Origin of the sequence: Acetivibrio saccincola (genome assembly GCF_002844395.1) — a bacterium.
GTDB lineage: Bacteria > Bacillota > Clostridia > Acetivibrionales > Acetivibrionaceae > Herbivorax > Herbivorax saccincola.
Genome location: NZ_CP025197.1, coordinates 3,116,121 through 3,136,066, shown reverse-complemented (window position 1 = coordinate 3,136,066; position 19,946 = coordinate 3,116,121). Strand labels below are relative to the sequence as shown.

At 35.0% G+C, this 19,946-nt stretch carries 16 protein-coding genes; 14 read left to right on the top strand and 2 right to left on the bottom strand.

Annotation, left to right across the window (positions count from 1 at the left end):
* The first annotated feature begins 60 nt into the window (after window positions 1-60).
* From HVS_RS13980 to HVS_RS16715, 4 genes are all read left to right on the top strand, one after another.
* Complete coding sequence (locus HVS_RS13980) at window positions 61-888, top strand: copper amine oxidase N-terminal domain-containing protein (RefSeq protein WP_159063465.1); 828 nt, start codon at window positions 61-63, stop codon at window positions 886-888.
* A 90-nt stretch (window positions 889-978) separates the two neighbouring features.
* Window positions 979-2,514, top strand: coding sequence for a stage V sporulation protein B (spoVB, locus tag HVS_RS13975; RefSeq protein ID WP_101303314.1), 1,536 nt, complete (start codon window positions 979-981; stop codon window positions 2,512-2,514).
* Window positions 2,515-2,760: 246 nt separating this feature from the next.
* Window positions 2,761-3,213, top strand: coding sequence for an Hsp20/alpha crystallin family protein (locus HVS_RS13970; RefSeq protein ID WP_101303312.1), 453 nt, complete (start codon window positions 2,761-2,763; stop codon window positions 3,211-3,213).
* A 273-nt stretch (window positions 3,214-3,486) separates the two neighbouring features.
* Complete coding sequence (locus HVS_RS16715) at window positions 3,487-3,657, top strand: hypothetical protein (protein WP_169926547.1); 171 nt, start codon at window positions 3,487-3,489, stop codon at window positions 3,655-3,657.
* Window positions 3,658-3,820: 163 nt separating this feature from the next.
* Here HVS_RS16715 and HVS_RS13965 read toward each other — a convergent pair whose 3' ends face one another.
* Complete coding sequence (locus tag HVS_RS13965) at window positions 3,821-4,738, bottom strand: dockerin type I repeat-containing protein (RefSeq protein ID WP_101303310.1); 918 nt, start codon at window positions 4,736-4,738, stop codon at window positions 3,821-3,823.
* 465 nt (window positions 4,739-5,203) lie between these two features.
* Between HVS_RS13965 and HVS_RS13960 the strand changes: the two genes are divergently transcribed.
* The 9 genes from HVS_RS13960 to HVS_RS13920 all read left to right on the top strand — a co-directional run bounded on the left by HVS_RS13960 (window position 5,204) and on the right by HVS_RS13920 (window position 18,264).
* Window positions 5,204-6,115 (top strand): NUDIX hydrolase, encoded by a 912-nt coding sequence (locus HVS_RS13960; protein ID WP_101303308.1) that lies wholly within the window; start codon window positions 5,204-5,206, stop codon window positions 6,113-6,115.
* 299 nt (window positions 6,116-6,414) lie between these two features.
* Window positions 6,415-7,233: a class I SAM-dependent methyltransferase gene (locus HVS_RS13955; protein ID WP_101303306.1), complete on the top strand. Its 819-nt coding sequence runs from the start codon at window positions 6,415-6,417 to the stop codon at window positions 7,231-7,233.
* A gap of 204 nt (window positions 7,234-7,437) precedes the next feature.
* On the top strand, window positions 7,438-8,991 hold the full coding sequence (locus HVS_RS13950; RefSeq protein ID WP_242971589.1) for an ABC transporter substrate-binding protein: 1,554 nt from the start codon (window positions 7,438-7,440) through the stop codon (window positions 8,989-8,991).
* 119 nt (window positions 8,992-9,110) lie between these two features.
* On the top strand, window positions 9,111-9,977 hold the full coding sequence (locus HVS_RS13945; RefSeq protein WP_412779115.1) for an ABC transporter permease: 867 nt from the start codon (window positions 9,111-9,113) through the stop codon (window positions 9,975-9,977).
* Window positions 9,978-10,037: 60 nt separating this feature from the next.
* Window positions 10,038-10,886, top strand: a complete 849-nt coding sequence (locus HVS_RS13940; RefSeq protein WP_101304306.1) for an ABC transporter permease — start codon at window positions 10,038-10,040, stop codon at window positions 10,884-10,886.
* Between the two features lie 154 nt (window positions 10,887-11,040).
* Complete coding sequence (locus HVS_RS13935) at window positions 11,041-12,699, top strand: ABC transporter ATP-binding protein (protein WP_101303304.1); 1,659 nt, start codon at window positions 11,041-11,043, stop codon at window positions 12,697-12,699.
* Window positions 12,700-12,893: 194 nt separating this feature from the next.
* On the top strand, window positions 12,894-15,626 hold the full coding sequence (locus tag HVS_RS13930; RefSeq protein WP_101303302.1) for an EAL domain-containing protein: 2,733 nt from the start codon (window positions 12,894-12,896) through the stop codon (window positions 15,624-15,626).
* A complete protein-coding gene (locus HVS_RS13925; RefSeq protein ID WP_101303300.1) occupies window positions 15,610-16,917 on the top strand; it encodes an ABC transporter substrate-binding protein in 1,308 nt (435 codons plus the stop codon). Before HVS_RS13930 ends, HVS_RS13925 begins: the two co-directional genes overlap by 17 nt.
* Window positions 16,918-16,962: 45 nt before the next feature.
* Window positions 16,963-18,264 carry an ABC transporter substrate-binding protein gene (locus HVS_RS13920; protein ID WP_159063464.1) on the top strand — a complete coding sequence of 434 codons (1,302 nt, stop codon included), beginning with the start codon at window positions 16,963-16,965 and terminating at the stop codon, window positions 18,262-18,264.
* 116 nt (window positions 18,265-18,380) lie between these two features.
* On the opposite strand, the gene HVS_RS13915 is transcribed toward HVS_RS13920, so the two are convergent.
* Window positions 18,381-19,085, bottom strand: a complete 705-nt coding sequence (locus tag HVS_RS13915) for an ATP-binding protein (protein WP_101303296.1) — start codon at window positions 19,083-19,085, stop codon at window positions 18,381-18,383.
* An 89-nt stretch (window positions 19,086-19,174) separates the two neighbouring features.
* Between HVS_RS13915 and HVS_RS13910 the strand changes: the two genes are divergently transcribed.
* Complete coding sequence (locus tag HVS_RS13910; protein ID WP_235827430.1) at window positions 19,175-19,849, top strand: Crp/Fnr family transcriptional regulator; 675 nt, start codon at window positions 19,175-19,177, stop codon at window positions 19,847-19,849.
* Window positions 19,850-19,946 lie beyond the last annotated feature (97 nt).

Here is a 19,946-nt window from a genome sequence, read left to right as displayed (position 1 = left end):
GTAAAGTTTTAAAATCTGTACTAAATGCAATCCAGAATATTATGTTTTGGAGGAATAAAGATGAAAAAGATGCTGCTGCTTTTCTTAATTTCAAGCATTTTAATGTTCAGCATGGTAACTGCAAATGAAAGGGATATAACCATTAAGGTAGACGGGAGTGTAGTAAAAACTTTTGGTGCAGCCCCCTACATAGATCCTGCTGCCGGCAGGACAATGGTACCTGCTGAATTTGTAGCTGAAAGTATAGGAGGCACAGTGGATTTAGATATTGAACCTGGAATTGTACATATCAAAAATGATTTCGCAGACGCAAAATTTAAAACAGGTTCAAGTGAGGTAATAGTGAATGGAAAACTGCTTAAAATTGATTCTGTCCCGGTAATTAATGAAGAAGTAATTTTTATTCCCTTACGTTTTGCATTTGAAATATTTAGTGCCAGGGTTAAGTGGGACAAAAACACCAGGACTATTGAAATACTTACAGGTGAATTGGATTTTTTAGAACCTGAAATAAGCGTAGTGTATCCAAGAAACAAATGGGAAGTTTATGAGTTTAGGATACAGCTGGACAATTGGGTAGATTATTTAAAAGATGATTTGGATTATGAAGTTAAAATTGAGTTTACTGAGTATCCTATTAATAAAAAAGAGCAGCCTGAATTTTATGGCAGCGGCTGGGTGCTTATTGAAACAGACCGGTGGAGAAAAATAGACAGTCCCAGCTTATATGAACTTTTGCCCTATTACACCACCCGTGAAAATATGTTTGAACTTAAAAAAGGAATGGAGTTTGAGTTTATTGTTTCTCTTCGCAATAATAAAACAGGGGAAATAAGAAGGTATCTAGGAAGTGCAGTATATAAAGATTTGGTGGAATGGATAAAATAAATTTTAAAATGTTTACGTCTTAGTCATAAGTTATTACTTTTTTTAATACAAATAATGAGGACAATTTTTTAAAAAAGGTAAAATGGCTTCATGACTAAGAAATCATTTGTAAGCAGTGCAATAGTGTTAATGATAGCCGGGTTTATTGTAAAGGTTTTAGGATTTATATATAGGATATACCTTTCTAACCTTATAGGGGCAGAAGGTATGGGAATTTTCCAGCTCATTTCCCCTGTATATTCCCTTATTATACTTACCCTCTCTTCCGGCATATCAATTGCCGTTTCAAAAATGGTTGCAGAGCAGGCGGCAAAAAAAAATCATGCTAATTTATTCAGGATAACATACTGTGCGTTAGCAGTTGTGGTAACCGCCGGCTTAATTGTATCAACAGGTATATTAATTTTTATAGATCCCATTGTGAATATCATTTTAAAAGATTCAAGAACATACTATTCCATGATTCTGCTGCTGCCGTGCATTCCGGTAATTGCTGCTGCCTCCGCTGTCAAAGGTTACTATTATGGTATGCAGGATGTTGTTCCCACTGCCTGTTCTCAGGTTGTGGAACAGGTTGTAAAAATAGGGATAGTAATTGCTATGTCAGCTTATTTTTTGAATATAGGTCTTGAGTATGCCTGTACCCTGGCGACAGTGGGAATGGCTCTGGGGGAAATATCAAACCTTGCTGTTTTAATAATAATTTTCAAAATAAAAAAGAAAAAAATTCCTCCTTATAAATATAAAAAAGATTTTATGAGGAAAAGGACTATCCTTGCCAATATAATAAAGATATCGGTGCCTGTATCCTTTAACAGGTTTATCACTTCTATGATGGGAGCCGTGGAACTTATACTAATTCCCAGAATGCTTTTAATAGGAGGTATGAATTATCAAGCCAGCATTGCAGAATACGGGAAGCTTACAGGTATGGCAATGCCGTTGGTTTTCTTCCCCTCACTTGTTACGTCTTCTTTAGCCACCACCCTTGTACCGGCTATTTCTGAGGCATTGTCTTTGAAGAATTTTAAAACCGTCAATTACAGGATATCAAAATCAATTCAATTTACATTTATCCTTGGTTTTATATTTACATCTATATTTATTGGTTTTTCAAATGAAATAGGGAACTTAGTTTATAAAAATGAAAACATAGGTGATATTTTATATTTACTGTCTTTTACATGCATATTTATATATTTGCAGCAGACTCTTTTGGGAATATTAAACGGGCTGGGCAAACAGGGGGTTTCCCTTAGAAATTCAACTGTAGGATATATTATAAGAATTTTATTTGTAGTGTACTTTATACCCGTATATGGTGTAAAGGGTTATATAGCAGGGATTATAGTGAGTTCTGCTTGTGTTTGCGTTTTAAACACTTACACTGTAACAAAAATGACAGGAATGGTTTTAGACTTTAGAAATTGGATACTAAAACCGGGCGTGGTATGCACTGTAATAATTTTTGCTCATAAATATATAAACAGTTTCTTTAACATATTTAACATAAGCGGAGATGGTGCAGTAATAGCAAATATCCTTGGTAATACAGCAGTTGCCTTTGGTCTTATGTTTGTAGTGGGGGCAATTGACAAGGAAGAGATATTAAAGCTTTTTAAATGAGGCTTCACAAATAATGATTATTTTACATAATCTATAAGTAAGAAAAACAAATAAGTAAGAAAAACAAAGAAAATCATAGATATTTTAAGTATAATGAATATATTTACAAAGGAAGGTCAGGGAAGGTCAGAAACAAATATTGTTTAAATGACTGGATATGTGGTATAAATAAAATAGAAGGTCAAAGAAAGTCAAAATCAAATCAAAATCAAAAAAATAAAAATAAAAAAATGGAGGTGTTTAACAATGTTCAGTCTAATACCATATAGAAGAGGAAATAAGCTTTCACTAAATGATGATTTTTGGGGGTTTGGCAGAAATGTTATTGAGAATTTTTTCAACGATCCTTTTTTCTCTGGGGTTCTTTCAGCCACAAGTGGAATTAGGGCCGATATACGTGAAAACGACAAAGAATACATTGTAGACGCTGAAATTCCCGGAGTAAACAAAGAAGACATTAATGTAGAATTGAGAGATGATACTTTAACTATTTCAATTGACAGAGGGGAAGAAATAAAAGATGAAGGAGAAAATTACATCAGAAGAGAAAGGAGATATGGTTCAGTTTCAAGAAGCTTTTATGTTGAAAATGTAGTTAACGATGCTGTAACTGCAAGGTATAAGGACGGAATACTGACTATAGTACTTCCAAAGGATAAAAAAGCAAAGAAAAACAAACATAGGATACCGGTTCAATAACAGGAATGTATAAAAGTATTTGAACATATTTAATTCCCTTGCCTGAATCCGGAAAAAAGCAAAGATAAAAAGCTCAAAGTGGGGACTTTAAGTCCCTGCTTTAATGTTGTTTGCGGGAAATACAACAGGAAATATTAAATTTATATTACTATTTGGTAAAAAGTATGTTAAACATGGGATAAGCAGGACATTTATATTTATTAATGGTAGATAATTTCATTTTTATATGCTATAATAATTTTCCGGGGAGTACATTTGAGGAGGTGTGACATCATGAATGAAAATACAAGTAATTTAGAGAGAAAAATAGTTGAGAAAAATATGCTTATTAATTCTTTTGACAAACATGATGACTCTCAACAAACAAAGATTCAAGATGTTGAGATGGAGTTGGATGGTCTCTTGTATCAGTATTACAAAATGCTAGGAAATAAAAAAGATTAAAAAATGTCCTGTCTGAAAAATTAATAGATATAAAATAATAAAGAGAGAAAAAAGAAAAGCCGGTAAGAGTACAGCTAGTACTGTTTTCGGCTTTTTACAAAAAACAAATCCCAGGTTTTAAAGCCTGGGATTATGTCTTAATATATAAGATTAAAGTTTAAATTTATCTGTTAACAGGAAATTCAGTTATCATACCTAAAATGAATCTGTTCAAGAGAGTATAGTCTAGAGAATCTATATCACCGTCCCCGTTTAAATCAGCTGCATCATTTCCTGCAGGGATTTCATCTATTATACTTACTATATATCTTTTCAGTATAGTTGCATCCGTTGAGTCGACGGTGCCGTTTCCATCTAAATCACCAGGTTTAAATGAGGTACCGGGTTCTATAAGCGTATTCCAAACAGGTGTGTGTGAGAACACATAGCCGGTTTCAAGAGGTTTAGTCAGTTCAAGTATGTTGAAGGATGAAAGTTCAGGGTATTCAAAAGTGACATATTGAACGTCCTCACCGCTTAAAACAACCCTGTGGTTTTGAGAAGGTAAAAAGTTACCTTTTGAAAAGTCATAGAAGTCTCCTTTGACTTCCAAGGTACCGTTGATTAAATAATCACCATGGGGTATGAAAGAATTAAAGTAGAAATCTTTGTGAACAAGAACATAGTCGTTTTCCTGGACCATATAAAGAATAACATTATCATATGTGTCAAAATTACCTTCAATAATAAGGTTACCGTTATTGATATCCAAAACAGCAGGGTTGGAAGTATCAAATCCATTTATATAAAAATCTCCGTTAACGGTTAAGCTTCCTGAGCCCAGATCCAAAGAACCGTTGTCTATACATAAATCCCCTTCCACAGTCATACTGTAGCCGTTTAGTACAACAGTGTGCCCATCAATTCTAAAGCTTGAGTCTACCACAATGTCACTAGTTAAAACATAATTTCCGTCTTCATAATAGAAATAATCTTCAAAATCCAAGACAGAAAGGACATCTTCTTCAGCTAATACCCCGGTGATGTTCAATAGAGAAAAAGCTGAAAAGATAAATAAACAAACCATCATTTTTACATACATAGATTTTTTAAAAGTTTTTTCATCATAGTAACTCCAGGTAAGAATTATATACTCTTACCCACTACCCCCCTTTACATTATATTTTTGTTATAATTATACCATTTAAATTAATTTTATACAACATAAGAAATAAACACAAGCAACAAAGTGGTACAAATGACATTTAAAGAGAAGTTTTTGCTGGCTGTATAAAAAATTAACAGTGAAACTTCTAAGGACGGGTCTAAAAAATAGGTAACAAGAAATTTTCTTATGTTAATTGCAAAGAAATTATATGGAAAAAAACATAATTAAAAGATATAATATAGCTAAGAAAAATAATTTTTCCTGAGGGTATATGTGTAAAAACATATAAAGCATGTTTGTAATATAATTGATAAATATATATTGCAAGTTAAAATACTTTCTACCATAACTTTTTTATAAATTTTATAAAATTCACAAAGCAAAAGAGGTGTGGTTACATTGGAGCAAAAATTAAACAAAGACGGATTAACTGAAGAAGAGTTCCTCAAAGCTTATGATCCTAATAAATTTGAAAGACCATCTGTAACAGTGGATATCCTTGTTTTTACAGTGGCTGATGGAGAAAAAGAAAATTACAGGAAACTTCCAAAGAAAACTTTAAAATTATTAATGATTAAAAGAGGGAATCATCCGGACATAGGAAAGTGGGCACTGCCTGGAGGTTTTGTCAATATGGACGAGAGTTTAGAAGAAGCTGCATTAAGAGAACTCAAAGAAGAAACAAATGTTGACAATATATATATGGAGCAGCTTTATACATGGGGGGATGTTGACAGGGATAAAAGGACAAGAATAATAACCACTTCATATATGTCTCTTGTAGACAGTTCCACCCTTAATGTTAAGGCTGATGATGATGCAGATGATGCAAAATGGTTTGCTGTTTCCTGTAAATGCTATGAGGAAAATAAAATCCCAAATGAGAAGGGCTATGTAGTAGAAAGGTTTTTTAATTTAAATTTAGAAAATGAAGAAGATAAACTTTCAGCGGTTGTAAAAGTATCAAAAATTATTGAAGGGAAAGTAGCTAAAATAAAAAGGGAGATATTAGAAAGTGACGGAATAGCTTTTGACCATGCAAAAATTATAGTATATGGAATAGAAAGGCTTAAAGAACAAGCAAAAAACACGGGTATAGTATTTAATTTAATACCTGAATTGTTTACATTGACAGAACTTCAGCAGGTATATGAGGTGATTTTAGGCACCAGGCTTTTAAAGGCAAACTTTAGAAGAAAAATTTTAAATGTAGTTGTTGAAACGGATAAGTACGTTAAAAACGGAGGACACAGACCTTCAAAGCTCTATATGCTTAATCCTGATTATATTGATTCTAAAGATATATACTGACAAGTATTTTCTGACAATAAGTTGTATAAAAGATTGACAATAACTTATTAAAAAGAGTATAACCAAAAACAAAATATAATTGAAAAAAGTTAAAGAATGTCTATTTGGGTTTTATCCGGATTGTAACGGATTAAGCCTTTTTAATTAAATAATAAATAAGTAATAGTATTTGAATAAGCACTGGGAATAGTTGTAAAAAACAGTTGAAAAAATTCAAGCTTTTTGATTAGAATAGTATTTAATGAGTTTACTTATAATACTCTTTTTAATACTTTTTAAAATATCAAGGGAGGTAGAACATGAATATAGCTGATTTTGAGAAGTTGTGGAAAAAAGGAAGCAGGGATAAAAATGCCCAGATAGCTTTTTGGGATGGAAGGGCTGAGGAATTTAATATAATTCACCAAAACAATAAAAACAAAAGTTTAAATGATGTGATGGTTTTTTTCCGGTCAATGGGCATTTTAAATAAAGATACAGAGGTTCTTGACATTGGCTGTGGACCGGGCAGGTATTCAATAGAATTTGCAAAAAAAGCAAAGAGTGTAGTGGGAATTGATATTTCACAAAAGATGATAGAGTTTGCAAGGGAAAATGCTGAAAAAGAAAAAGTTTATAACGTTTCTTTTGATGTTTTAGACTGGGAGGATTTGGACATTGAAAAATCCGGCTTGGAGAAAAAATTTGATATAGTGTTTGCCTCTATGTGCCCGGGAATAAGCAGCAAAAAAGCCATTGAAAATATGATAAAAGCATCAAAAAAAATTTGTTTTATAAGTAATTTTGCCAGCAGAAAAGATTATATAAGGGACCGGCTTAGCAGCATAATTTATAAAGATGGAAAAAAAGAAAACCACAATAAAACCATTTATTGCGGATTCAATATATTATGGTTTATGGGGTACTACCCTGAAATAACATATTTTGATGCTGAATGGGAGAATGTTTATACAATTGACAAAGCCATTTCAACTTATACTTCTTTTTTTGAAATGAGAAATCCTTTGAACGAAGAGCAAAAACAAGAGATACATAGCTATCTTAAAAAAATAGCAAAAAACAACCATGTTGTAGAAAAGACGGAAGCTAAAATAGCCTGGATGTACTGGTACGTATAGAAAACACAGGTTTTTATGATAGTGGAAAAATATTGTAATGAAGCAACAGCTATAGCAAAGAGGCTATAGCAATAAGAATTTACTGCTATATAAGCCATACATAAATGTAAGCTATTTATAAAGACTAAAATACAAGCCATACATAAAAACTAAAAAATATAAGCTGTACATGAAAGCTAAATTGAAAATCAGGGGGTAACAAAATTGACTGTTAAAAAAATGAGCGTATTCATCCTTATTGCAGCTGTATTGTTTTTAGGGATTACAGGCTGTTCTGATTCTGATACTTTGGAAAACCAATATAAAGATAAATCAGTTGTTGTTAACCTTCAAGGAGGGGACTGGGGATATCCGACACCTTTTAGCCATTATTCAAGGGGACCTGGGATATATAAAATGACACTTATTTTTGACAGCCTGCTTGAAAGAGGGGAAAAAGGCTATATCCCTTGGCTTGCAAAAGAATGGACTGTATCTGAAGATGGATGTAAATACACCTTTATTCTAAGGGAAAACATAAAATGGCATGATGGAATAGACTTGACAGCAGAAGATGTTGTTTTTTCATTTAAATACTATGAAAAACATCCCCCTGTATTTAATGACCTTACAGTTGATGGGGAGACCTTTATTAAGTCGGTGAAAGCCATAGATACACATACCATTGAATTTGAAGTGGAAAGACCCGTGGCATTCTTGCTTGGTAAAATCGGAAATACAAGAATAATACCTAAGCATATATGGGAAGGGGTTGAAGACCCTGTAAATTTTAATGGACCTGAAGCAGTAATCGGCAGCGGTCCGTATATCTTAACTTACTACAGCAGGGAACAGGGGGCTTATAAATTTGAAGCATTTAAGGATTTTTGGGGACCCGGGCAAAGGGTTGATGTTATAAAGTTTATTCCTGTAAGTGACAATATACTTGCTTTTGACAGGGGGGAAATTGACATTACAGGTGTTAGCCCTGATGTTATTTCTAAATACAGTGATGAAAATGAGTACACTATAATAAAAAATCCTGCCTTTTGGGGATACCGCCTTATTTTTAATATGGAAAAAAGGCCTGAACTACTGGATGTAAATGTCCGGAAGGCTTTTGCCCATGCGATAGACAAAAACGAGCTGATAGAAAAGGTGGCAAGGAATGCAGCAGTACCTGCAAGCCCAGGGTATTTACCAATACATCATATATGGTATAATGATAAAGTTGTAAACTATGAATTTGATATTGAAAAAGCAAAAGATTTAATGAACGGGAGAAAATTATCTTTTACGCTTCTTACCGGAAATTCCAATGAAGAGGTAAAAATTGCCGAACTAATAAAAATAAATCTTGAGAGAGCAGGTATTGATATAATTATTACGAGTGTGGATACAAAAACCAGGGACGGGGCTATAAAAAACGGGAATTATGAAATAGTTTTAAACGGGCATGGGGGCTGGGGAGGCGACCCGGATATATTGCGTACTACATATGCAAATGGCAGGATAAGAGGATATAGTAATGATGAAATAAATGAATTGTCAGAAAGACAATTGTATGAAATGGATGTGAAAAAGAGGAAAGACATTATATACAAACTTCAGGAAGTAATAGGGGAAGAAGTTCCAATGCTGCCACTGTACAACACTACAGGATACTGCGTATTCAGGCATTCTAAATATGATGGTTGGAAGTATATGTTTGACCATCATGAAGTAACCCACAATAAGCTTTCGTACCTGGATTCTTGGGAGGAAGGGAATATACCTTGAAGCTTACCTTTAATTTAAAATATAATACTAAATTTTTTGAGTATTTATTCACGTTTTTTATTATAATTACTTTAAACTTTTTTATCCCCCGACTTATGCCAGGAGACCCCTTTACTTTTTTGTCATCGGAAGAAGGGGGGATTGCAATAAGCTATTCAGATGAGCAAATAGAAAAGTACAAAGAGTATTACGGGTTAGACAAGCCGGTATTTGTGCAGTACATAGAGTACATAGGAAAACTTTTTAAAGGGGATATAGGCTATAGTATATATTATAATGACGGTGTTCTTAGCATTATATTAAAAAGAATGGTGTGGACTGTATCAATAGTTATTATAGCCCTTATTTTAAGTTTTTTTATAGGCACAATATCAGGAAGTTATTCTGCATGGCACAGAAACAGTATTTTTGACAGGATTTTATATATTGTTATGACTTTTATACTTCAGATACCGGCTTTTTTAATTGGTATTTTATTTCTTTTTTTTCTGGCAGCTAAAACAGGATGGTTTCCCTTAGCAGGGGGAATGAGGGTTTTTGCAGAACACCAAAATTCTTTTGAGAAAATATTAGATATAATCCACCACGGATTTTTGCCGGTTATTACACTGTCTCTTGTAAGAGTGGGGGAGTTTTATTTTATTGCAAGAAACAGCATGATGACCGTACTTACAAAAGACTATATGAGGACAGCGGTGGCTAAAGGACTTTCAAAAAGAAGAATAATATTCCGCCATGCACTAAAAAATTCCATACCTCCGGTTATCACCAGGGCATTTTTAGCTGCAGGCTATGTATTTGGCGGGGCAATACTGGTAGAAAATGTTTTTAATTATCCCGGGATTGGAAGTTTAATGAGGGAGGCGGTTATGGTAAGGGACTACCCGCTTATACAGGGAATTTTTTTGTTTGTGGCAATTTCAGTTTTGACTATGAATTTTTTGGCAGACGTTGTTTATAAAAAACTAGACCCAAGGGTGAATTAAATGAATGCTTTGAAAGCCAAGGTGCAAGGCTTAAAAATTAAATTTCAGGATTTAAAAGCAATGCTTAAATTAAAGTTTCGGTTTTTAAACAAACTAACACTTATGGGAAAAACAGGCCTGGCTATTTTACTTCTTATTATACTATTGGCCCTCTTTGGTCCTCTATTATCCTCCAACCCCCACAACGTACCAAGCGGAGATGCCCTGGAAGCACCAAGTTTAAAGCACTGGCTGGGTACTGATGATTTGGGTATTGATATATGGGCACAAATTTGTTATGGTGCAAGGATAAGCGTTATTATAGGTATATCCACGGCTTTACTGTCGGGAGTCGGGGGAAGCATTATCGGTATGGCAGCAGGGTATTTTGGAAAAAGAACGGATAAAATAATTATGCGCATAACAGATATAATAATTGTCCTTCCTGACTTGCCGGTAATGATTGTGTTGGGGGCTTTTTTTGGACCTGACGTAAAAAATATCATTATTGTGTTGACGCTTTTTTTGTGGACCTACCCTGCAAGAATTGTCCGCTCTAAGGTGCTAAGCCTTAAAGAGGAAAAATATTTTCTGGCTGCGAAAAGTTTTGGAGCAGGTTTTGGACATTTAGTACAGAGGCACATTATTCCCCACATATCCCCCCTCGTTATGGTTAGTACCATGAAGATTATAAACAGGGCAATTATTGCAGAAGCCTCCTTGGCTTTTTTAGGATTGGGGGACCCTGCATCAAAGAGTTGGGGAATGATTTTAAACCGGGCTGTAAATTTTAAAGGAATATACTTTACTAACTTCTGGAAATGGTGGGTGCTAAGTCCTGTAGCCGCTATTTTGTTGTTGGTTGTTTCCCTGAGTTTTATATGCCGAGATATTGAGAAAATTTTAAACTCAAAGACCCGCTATGTTTAAAAATTTATATTTTATAGCCACCGGAAGAAGTCCTAGTAACTTTTTAAAACATCATTTTTTAAACGTCATTTTTAAAATAAGAAGTTAAATAGCATTTAAAATAAGAGGTATATAACACTTAATAAGAGGTTGTAAAAGTAAGAGGGTGTAGCATTTGGGTATAAAAATTAAAAATCTTTCTGTATGTTATAATTTAAATGCATTAAAAATAAATGCAGTAAACAACCTGAATATTGAAATAAAAAAAGGTGAAAGCCTAGGGATAGCAGGTGAGTCCGGAAGTGGCAAGACTTCTGTTGCCATGGCTGTTATGGGGCTTTTAAAAAATCCTTGCGAAGTAAAGGGTGAAATTTTTTATAAAAACATTGAATTAAACAGCCTGCCGGAAAAAGAGAGAAACCTCTACAGATGGGATAAAATTGCAATGGTGTTTCAAAACAGCCTGGATGTATTAAACCCTGTTCTTACCATTAAAGAACAGATATCAGAGTGTATTGTAAAACACACCGGCATTAGTTTGAGGGAAGCTGAAAAGAGGGTTTTAGAGCTGTTAAATTTAGTTGGTTTAGAATCTAAATATAAAAACTTTTATCCCCATCATCTTTCAGGTGGAATGCGGCAGAGGGTTTTATTGGCAATGGCACTGTCTTGCAGCCCGGAAGTGCTTATTGTAGATGAGCCTACGTCTTCACTTGATTTTGAGTCTAAAAAAGAAATAACGGGTCTTATTAAAAGACTTCATAGAGAGAAAAAATTAACTTTAATTGTAATATCCCATGATATGAAAACCATTACAGAACTGGCAGACAGAATGTTGGTAATGTACTCAGGTTATGTGCTGGAAGAAGGAAAAACGGCGGATGTTTTAAAAAAGCCGGCTCATCCCTATACGAGAGGCTTATTAAATGCCTCCCCTTCTATAAATCCCTACAGGGATTTGTGGGGAATACCAGGGGAAGCCGGAACAAACCCATATGGGGGATGCAGCTTTTATAACAGATGTGGTCAAAGACATTTAGAGTGCAAAACAAAACTCCCAAAGTTAAAAACAGTAATGGAAGACAGAAAGGTAGCGTGCAACAGGGGAGGTATTTTGGTACTTCTTGAAGGAGTGAATATAAATAAAACATATCATTTTAAAAGGGAAAAAATAAAGGCGTGTGACGGTTGCAGCATAAAAATTCACTCAGGAGAAGTTGTTGTTTTGACGGGTAAATCAGGCTCGGGAAAAACAACACTTGCCCGCATACTTTCAGGAATTATTTCCCCGGATGGTGGGGAGGTTATTTTTGAAGGGGAAAAGGTAAAGGGAAATAATGCCACAAGCAGGGAAAATGGCATACAGATGGTATTTCAAGACCCCTTTACTGCCACAAATGAGCTTTTGTCTGTTTTTAAGGTTGTATCTGAGCCCCTGGATATATTAAAAATTGGCTCAAAAAAGGACAGGATTGAAAAAGTTGAAAAAGTGTTAGAAGATGTCGGGCTACCTCATCATCAGGAATTTTTAGAAAGAGCCTGCTACACTTTAAGCGGGGGGCAAAGACAGAGGATTGCAATAGCCAGGAGCCTTATTTTAAAACCAAAAGTATTAATTGCAGATGAAATCAGTTCCATGCTGGACCCTTCCAGCCAGGCAAATATATTAAGACTTTTAAAAAAAATTCAAAACTCTAAAAATTTTGCAATGTTATATATTACTCATGACCTGGATTTGGCAAGGAAAATTGCCGATAAAATTTATAGAATGGAAAATGGCAGGGTTTTTCCTGTTTCTTTACCAAGTACATACATTGAGAAGGATTTTTTTTGATTTTGTAGAATCAATATAGTATGGCTGCTTTTCAAAAAGCACTGTTCTGTCATCCGGCAGAAAACAATATCATGCATATTTAACATCTGAATAGTTTACTCTAAAGGTGCTATTTATAATTTATTTTAACGATATACCAGATACTTTATAACACTTAACAAGCTTTTTGTTACAATTAAACTTCTCAGGAAAGGTTGGAGAGAAAAATTACTACTACAGGCACCGTAGCTTCTGAAAAATCACATAAAAACATAATATTATTATTGGCATTAGCGGTTATAAGCTTTTTGTCAAGGTTTTATGACCTGCCTTTTTCCTATGGCATAAATTTTGCCTTCGGGAATGTCTCTATTTTTCTTATTTTAAGATATTATGGAGTGACAAAAGCTTTTATAGTGGCTGCTATTGTCAATTTGCTGGAGTGGTACTTTCTGAATCCAAACTTTTATATACTTTTTTTCACTCTGGAGATTTTATTTGTTGGGATTTTATACAAAAAGACAAAATATAATGTCTTATTTATCGATGCTTTGTATTGGATTTTTGTTGGTTCACCTGCCATTGCCATAGTTTTTTATTTACACAGGGGTACAATAGGCAATGAGTGCTATTTAATAATGGTAAACAAAAGTATTAACGGCTTTTTAAACATGCTTATTGCGGACATGATAATGTCTTATATTCCTATTCAAAAAATAGCAGGGCTTAAAAAAAGCAAGTTTGCTGACTTAAATAAAATGCTTATACATTTAACAATTGCTTCAGTATTTGGTCCTTTTTTACTGTACACTTTGCTTGATGGATGGCTGTCCCAGGAAAGGATGAATGCAGAAGTATGCAGCATGTTAGAAAGAACCGGTTCTAGTATTATGTCTGAAGCAAGTGAGTGGGAAATAAAAGAACTTCGTAAAGTCAGGCTAAAATCCCCATTGCAGTTAAGCAAATTTAGCTCAATCATTGAAAAAAACCCCATAGAAGAAGGAATTGAAATATTATTAGTTGACAAAAGTCATAATGTATACATTACAAATACTGATGACGGACAGTACAAAGAGGTGTATAACTGGCAGGACAATGGCGAAATTACAAAGATTGACGATAACACATTTCAGTGGCTGCCTGCCCACAAAGGACTGAGTTTTGATTTGAGCAGGTGGAGCCAGGGATTTTACATAAACACCAAAACCTTTGATAATGTTGACTTAGTGATTCTGGTTAAAAAGCCTCTTAGAAATCATATTGAAAATGCATGGGAAAACTATCTCAATAAACTCTTGGTTTTATTAGGTTTTTCCGTAGCATCAATATCTGTTGCCATTGCCATGAGCAGCTTTTTGTCCCGGGACTTATCAAAGCTTACCATAAGTACCACGGGGCTTCCTGAAAAACTAAAACGGCAGGAGTCAATAGAATGGCCTAATATATCTTTTTCACAGGTAAATTCACTTGTAGAAAACTTTAAAGTAATGTCAGAAAATCTTGTTAACCTGTTTTCTGAAACCAGGATTATGAACAACCAGCTTTTGTTACAAACCAGAGAGTTGGAAAAATCCAGGGAACAGATGAGAAGGCTGGCATACTACGATACCTTGACAGAGCTGCCTAACAGACTTTGTTTTACAGAGTATTTAGAAAACCTGTTAAACTCACCCGAGAAGAAAAAACTAGCTGTAATGTTTATTGACCTTAACAGGTTTAAAAGGATAAATGATACATTAGGTCATGAAATAGGAGACATTTTAATAAAAGAAATAGGTAAAAGATTAAGTTACTTTTTAAAAGAGGATAGTTTTGTTGCGAGATTAGGAGGAGATGAATTTGTTGTTGTGCTGGAGTATAGGGATATAGAGATGGTTTCAAAAGCTGCTGCCAGCATCAACAAAATGCTCTCTGATACAGTTGTAATCAGGCAGGATGGAAAAGTACATGAATTGCATGTTGCAGGAAGTATAGGTATATCCCTGTATCCTGACGATGCCTTTGAAAAATCCACATTATTAAAAAAAGCAGATATTGCCATGTATGCAGCAAAGGAAACAGGTGAAAACACTTATAAATTTTATTCTGAATTAACAGAACTAGATACCGTGGAAAAGCTGTTTTTAGAGCAAAATCTTTGTAAAGCTTTAGAAAGGGACGAAATTATAATAAACTACCAGCCTAAGATGGATGTCAAGACAGGAGAAATTTCCGGTGCAGAGGCATTGATTAGGTGGAACAGCCCGCAGCATGGATTAATTTCCCCTGCTGAATTTATACCTTTAGCAGAGGAAATAGGGATTATCAATCAAATTGGAGAGTGGGTACTCATTGAAGCATGCAAACAGAACAAAATGTGGCAAGACAAGGGATACCCCAAAATGCGCATCTCTGTAAACTTGTCCTTAAGACAACTTAAAGGAAATAATTTTGTAAAAACCGTTGAAAGGGCTTTGGAAATATCAGGTTTAGAATCAAAGTATTTAGAACTGGAAATAACAGAAGGATTCTTTATGAAAAATTCTGAGTATGTAATTGAAATATTAACAGAACTAAAGAATATGGGAATATGCATATCCATTGATGATTTTGGTACCGGATATTCCTCCTTAGGAAGGATTAAGGAGCTTCCGGTTAACATTTTAAAAATAGACAGAAGTTTTGTTACCAACATTTGCTGCGAAGAGAGTAATAAGGCTATAGTAGTAGCAATTATTGAACTTGCCCATTCACTTGGATTAAGGGTTTTGGCAGAAGGAGTTGAGACAATTGAGGATTTAAATGTTTTAAGGGAATTACATTGTGATGAAATACAAGGTTATTATCTCTCTAAGTCTTTACCGGCAGAGGAATTTGAAAAATTTATCCTTGGCTTTATGGCTGAACAAATTGAACGGAGCAAACAAATCAAGGGAATGGAGGTAGCTTACCATGAGAAAAAATATTAAATTAATAGCTTTATTGGTTGCAAGCGTTTTTTTAGTATTTACAATAGGATGTGCAAAGGAAGTGGAAGGCTCTGACGAAGATGTGCTAAGAGGAGATGCAAAGGGACAGTCGGAAGAGAGCATTAATGAAGATGATGACGGTACTGTAGTATTGAAATTTTGGAGCTGGTTTAGTTATGAAAATATAATAAGGGAATTTGAAAAGGAAAATGAGGGAATAAAAGTAGAACAACAATTATTTGAATTTGGAAAATGTGAAGAAGCGTACATGGAAGCAATTACAAAAGGCGAAGGACCTGATGTTTTGATTTTGGACAGCAGTTTCTTTGGTACATTTACAGCAAGTGGCATTTTACAGGATTTGCTCCAGGAGCCTTTCTCTGCCGGTAAATATAAAGACGATTTTTTAGGCTGGGAAAGCGGATTTTCAGTAAATAATGATGAATTACTGGCCCTTACAATCAATACTTCTCCTTATGTTACCATATACAGGGCAGATATCATGGAGGAATACGGCTTCCCTCATGAGCCGGAAGAGTTTGGGGAGTTTATAAAAGAACCAGAAAACATATTAGAAATAGCCAGAAAATTAAAAGAAGATGACAAATACATATTTCATTTCCCAACGGATCTTCCGGACTTAGTAGGCGGTACCTTGGGTTTTTTCAATGAAAAGCTTGAGTACACACGTTTTGGAGATTTATTTGAACTGGCTTTAAATATGGCAAAGGAAACTTATCAAAATGAATTGGAGTCTAAAGTAAACTTTTGGGGTGAAAGCGGTGAGGAGGCTGTAAAGGAAAACAGGCTTGTAATGATAACTGCAGGATCATATGCCATGTCCAACATAAGAAGATATGCCCCGGAACAAAGCGGGCTATGGAGGGTGACCACACCGCCGTTGGGTGTGGCATCATGGGCATCAGACTCAAAAATAGCTATAAACAGCCAGAGTGAGCATAAGGAAGAGGCATGGAGGCTGGTTGAGCACATAGCAACCCATAAGAGCTTCAGGCAACATATAGATGTGGTACCTGGATATATCCCTATACATGGAGACGAGATAAATACAACAAGAGAAGAGGAGTATTTTGGAAATCAAATTGTATACCCGTTACTAGAGGAACTTGCAATAAATATGGTTCAATACAGGTTAACACCTTTTGATTCTCAAGCACTGCAAATGTACAGGGACGGGGTTTGGCAGGCGGTAGGCAGTTCATCACCTGCTAAAGTCCATATTGAAAAGATGAAAAAAGAAATAGAGGCAGCTGTGAAATTGACACAGTAATAAAAAACAACCAAAACCCAAAATATGGAACGGGAGGTGTTTATTATGAGAGGAAATGCAAGACTGGCAATATTATTAATTATCAGCATGCTTTTAATTTTGACAATGGGATGTGCTAAAAAAGTAGAGGGTTCTGATGATAAAACAGAGGAACAGCCGGTTGAAACAGATTCCGGCGAAGAAAGTGATGGCACCGTTGTACTAAAGCTTTGGAGCTGGTATAGTTATCAAGGTATAATAGATAGTTTTGAAGAGGAACATGAAGGAATAATGGTAGAGGAAGAATTATTTCCCTTTGATAAGTGTGAGGAAGAATATATGAGAGCAATTACCAGCGGTGAAGGTCCTGATGTTTTAATATTTGACAGCGGCTTTTTTGGACACTTTACGGCAAGCGGGATTCTTCAGGACTTGCTTAAGGCACCTTGTTCAGCCGGCAAGTATGAAAATGATTTTATAGGCTGGGAAAGCGGGTTTTCCATGGACAATAATGAATTAATATCCCTTACAGTTACCACAGCCCCTTACGTAGCTTTATACAGGGCAGATATTATGGAAAAATACGGCTTCCCCCATGAACCGGAGGAATTCGGGGAGTTTATAAAAAACCCTGAAAATGTATTGGAAATTGCCAGAACTTTAAAGAAAGATGACATGTACATATTTCAATACCCGACAGATCTTACAGATTTGACAGGGGCAACTTTGGGCTTTTTTGATAAAGATTTTAAATACAACCGTTTTGGTGACTTATTTAAATTGTCGCTGGATATGGCAAAGGAAACCCATCAAAATGACTTGGAGGCCAGAGCAAACTTTTGGGGTGAAGACGGAAAAGAGGCCATAAAACAAAACAAGTTGGTTATGGTTACCCTGGCTTCATATGCTATGCTGACTCTAAGAAATATTGCTCCTGAACAAAGCGGTCTTTGGAGGGTAACAACGCCGCCTTTAGGCTTGGCAGCATGGGCATCTGACTCAAGGATAGGTATAAATAACCAGAGCAAACACAAAAAAGAGGCGTGGAGTCTGGTGGAATATATTGCAACCCACAAAGGGACAGGTGGAGCCGCTTTCGATGTGGTGCCTGGATACAAAAAAGTCCACGGCTACGGTCATAATATGAACAGGGAAGAGGATTACTTTGGAAACCAGATTGTATATCCAATGCTGGAGGAACTTGCAATAAATATGTATCAGTACAGATTAACCCCATTTGACTCTCAGGCTCTTCAAATGTACAGGGATGGTGTGTGGAGGGCAGCAAGTGACAGCCTTCCGTCTGAAGTCCATATTGACAAAATGAAAAAAGATATAGAGGAAAGTGTAGAATTAATGAATAAATAAAAGAAATGCAAATAAATAAAAAAATACAAAGCAAAAATAATATAACTTTGGCTATTATCCCTGAGTGCAGGAGACAAGGCCAAAGTTTTTTTTATAAGGTGTGGTTTACAAGGGTGTCAATCTTCCACTATCCCGCCGTCTGTTGAAATAACCACAACTTGCCAGGGGATTAATTTACCGCTGTTTTTAAGGGCTGTTTTAACAGCTAATTCTAAGCCACCACAGCAAGGCACTTCCATTCTTACCAATGTCAATGATTTAATATTATTCATTTTTAGTATTGCAGTCAGTTTTTCACTATAATCAACGCTGTCAAGCTTCGGACACCCGATAAGGGTAATTCTGTTTTTCATGAACTTATTGTGGAAGTTGCCGTAGGCGTATGCTGTACAATCTGCTGCAATAAGCAGGTTGGCATTATCAAAATATGGTGCATTAGGAGGAATTAGCTTTATCTGCACCGGCCACTGGTTAAGATGGGTACTTACGAAATTGTCCTGGGTATTATCCCTATTATCACTCATTTTGGCAGAATGATTAATTGTTTTTAAACGTGTACCAGGGCATCCTCTAAATGCTTCTTCAGGTTCTTCCTGATTTTTGTGAGCCTTTTCATCAAAGGGAAGAGTTTCCCGTTCTTCAAAGCTGATGGCCCCTGTGGGACATACAGGAAGACAATTTCCAAGACCGTCGCAGTAGTCCTCTCTTAAAAGTTTTGCCTTTCCGTCAACAATCCCTATTGCTCCTTCCTGACATGCGTTTACACACAATCCGCATCCGACACACTTTTCTTCATCTATTTTTATTATCTTTCTAATCATATTCAAAACTCCTTTTCTCTTGATTTTCTAATTTTATTATAGTAGAATAAATAAAAATAGTCCGTTGCATTTGCAACATAGGAGGAATTATGAAAGGAACTATGATAAATTATGAAATAATAAAGAAAAACGAACTTTTTAAGGGCATAGAAGACAGAGACTTAAAAAGCATACTTTCATGTCTTTCTGCAAAAGTTTCAGTATATGAAAAAGGTGAATATGTATATATGGATGGTCAGAGTATCCACCATATAGGAATATTGCTAAAGGGCCAGGTGGTGGTTTTAAAAGAAGATGAAAACGGGAATATGAATATCCTCTCTAAAATTTCTAAAGGTGAAATGTTTGGGGAAGCTTTGGCATGTGCAGAAATGGAAATAAGTTCTGTATCTGTACAGGCAGTGGAAGCAAGCGAAATTTTGTTAATTGACTATAAAAAAATAATACGTACATGTTCTTCTGCATGTATTTTTCATACCAAGCTGATAGAAAACATGTTGAAGATACTTGCCAAAAAAACAATAATACTTAATCAAAAGATAGAAATTATCTCCAAAAGAACTATCAGGGAAAAGATTATGGCATTTTTAACACTTCAAAAAAGTTTGGCCAATTCCAATGTATTTACTATACCGTATAACAGGGAACAGCTTTCTAATTATTTATATGTGGACAGAAGTGCCCTGTCAAGGGAACTTGGGAAAATGCGGGATGAAGGATTGATTAAATTTAAAAAAAACAGGTTTGAAATAATAGAACATTGACATAATAGAATAATAGAACATAAAAAGCAATAATTACAATATTTTTTACAACATTTTTTGCAATATTTTTATTGACAAATATTTAACAATGTGATAT

Excerpts from the sequence above, each read along its gene's own strand:
- HVS_RS13910 (WP_235827430.1), top strand. The coding sequence starts at position 19,175 with ATGAAAGGAACTATGATAAATTATGAAATAATAAAGAAAAACGAACTT.
- HVS_RS13925 (WP_101303300.1), top strand. The coding sequence starts at position 15,610 with ATGAGAAAAAATATTAAATTAATAGCTTTATTGGTTGCAAGCGTTTTT.
- HVS_RS13980 (WP_159063465.1), top strand. The coding sequence starts at position 61 with ATGAAAAAGATGCTGCTGCTTTTCTTAATTTCAAGCATTTTAATGTTC.
- HVS_RS13955 (WP_101303306.1), top strand. The coding sequence starts at position 6,415 with ATGAATATAGCTGATTTTGAGAAGTTGTGGAAAAAAGGAAGCAGGGAT.
- HVS_RS13915 (WP_101303296.1), bottom strand. The coding sequence starts at position 19,085 with ATGATTAGAAAGATAATAAAAATAGATGAAGAAAAGTGTGTCGGATGC.
- HVS_RS13920 (WP_159063464.1), top strand. The coding sequence starts at position 16,963 with ATGAGAGGAAATGCAAGACTGGCAATATTATTAATTATCAGCATGCTT.
- HVS_RS13970 (WP_101303312.1), top strand. The coding sequence starts at position 2,761 with ATGTTCAGTCTAATACCATATAGAAGAGGAAATAAGCTTTCACTAAAT.
- HVS_RS13965 (WP_101303310.1), bottom strand. The coding sequence starts at position 4,738 with ATGTATGTAAAAATGATGGTTTGTTTATTTATCTTTTCAGCTTTTTCT.
- HVS_RS13940 (WP_101304306.1), top strand. The coding sequence starts at position 10,038 with ATGCTTAAATTAAAGTTTCGGTTTTTAAACAAACTAACACTTATGGGA.
- HVS_RS16715 (WP_169926547.1), top strand. The coding sequence starts at position 3,487 with ATGAATGAAAATACAAGTAATTTAGAGAGAAAAATAGTTGAGAAAAAT.
- spoVB (WP_101303314.1), top strand. The coding sequence starts at position 979 with ATGACTAAGAAATCATTTGTAAGCAGTGCAATAGTGTTAATGATAGCC.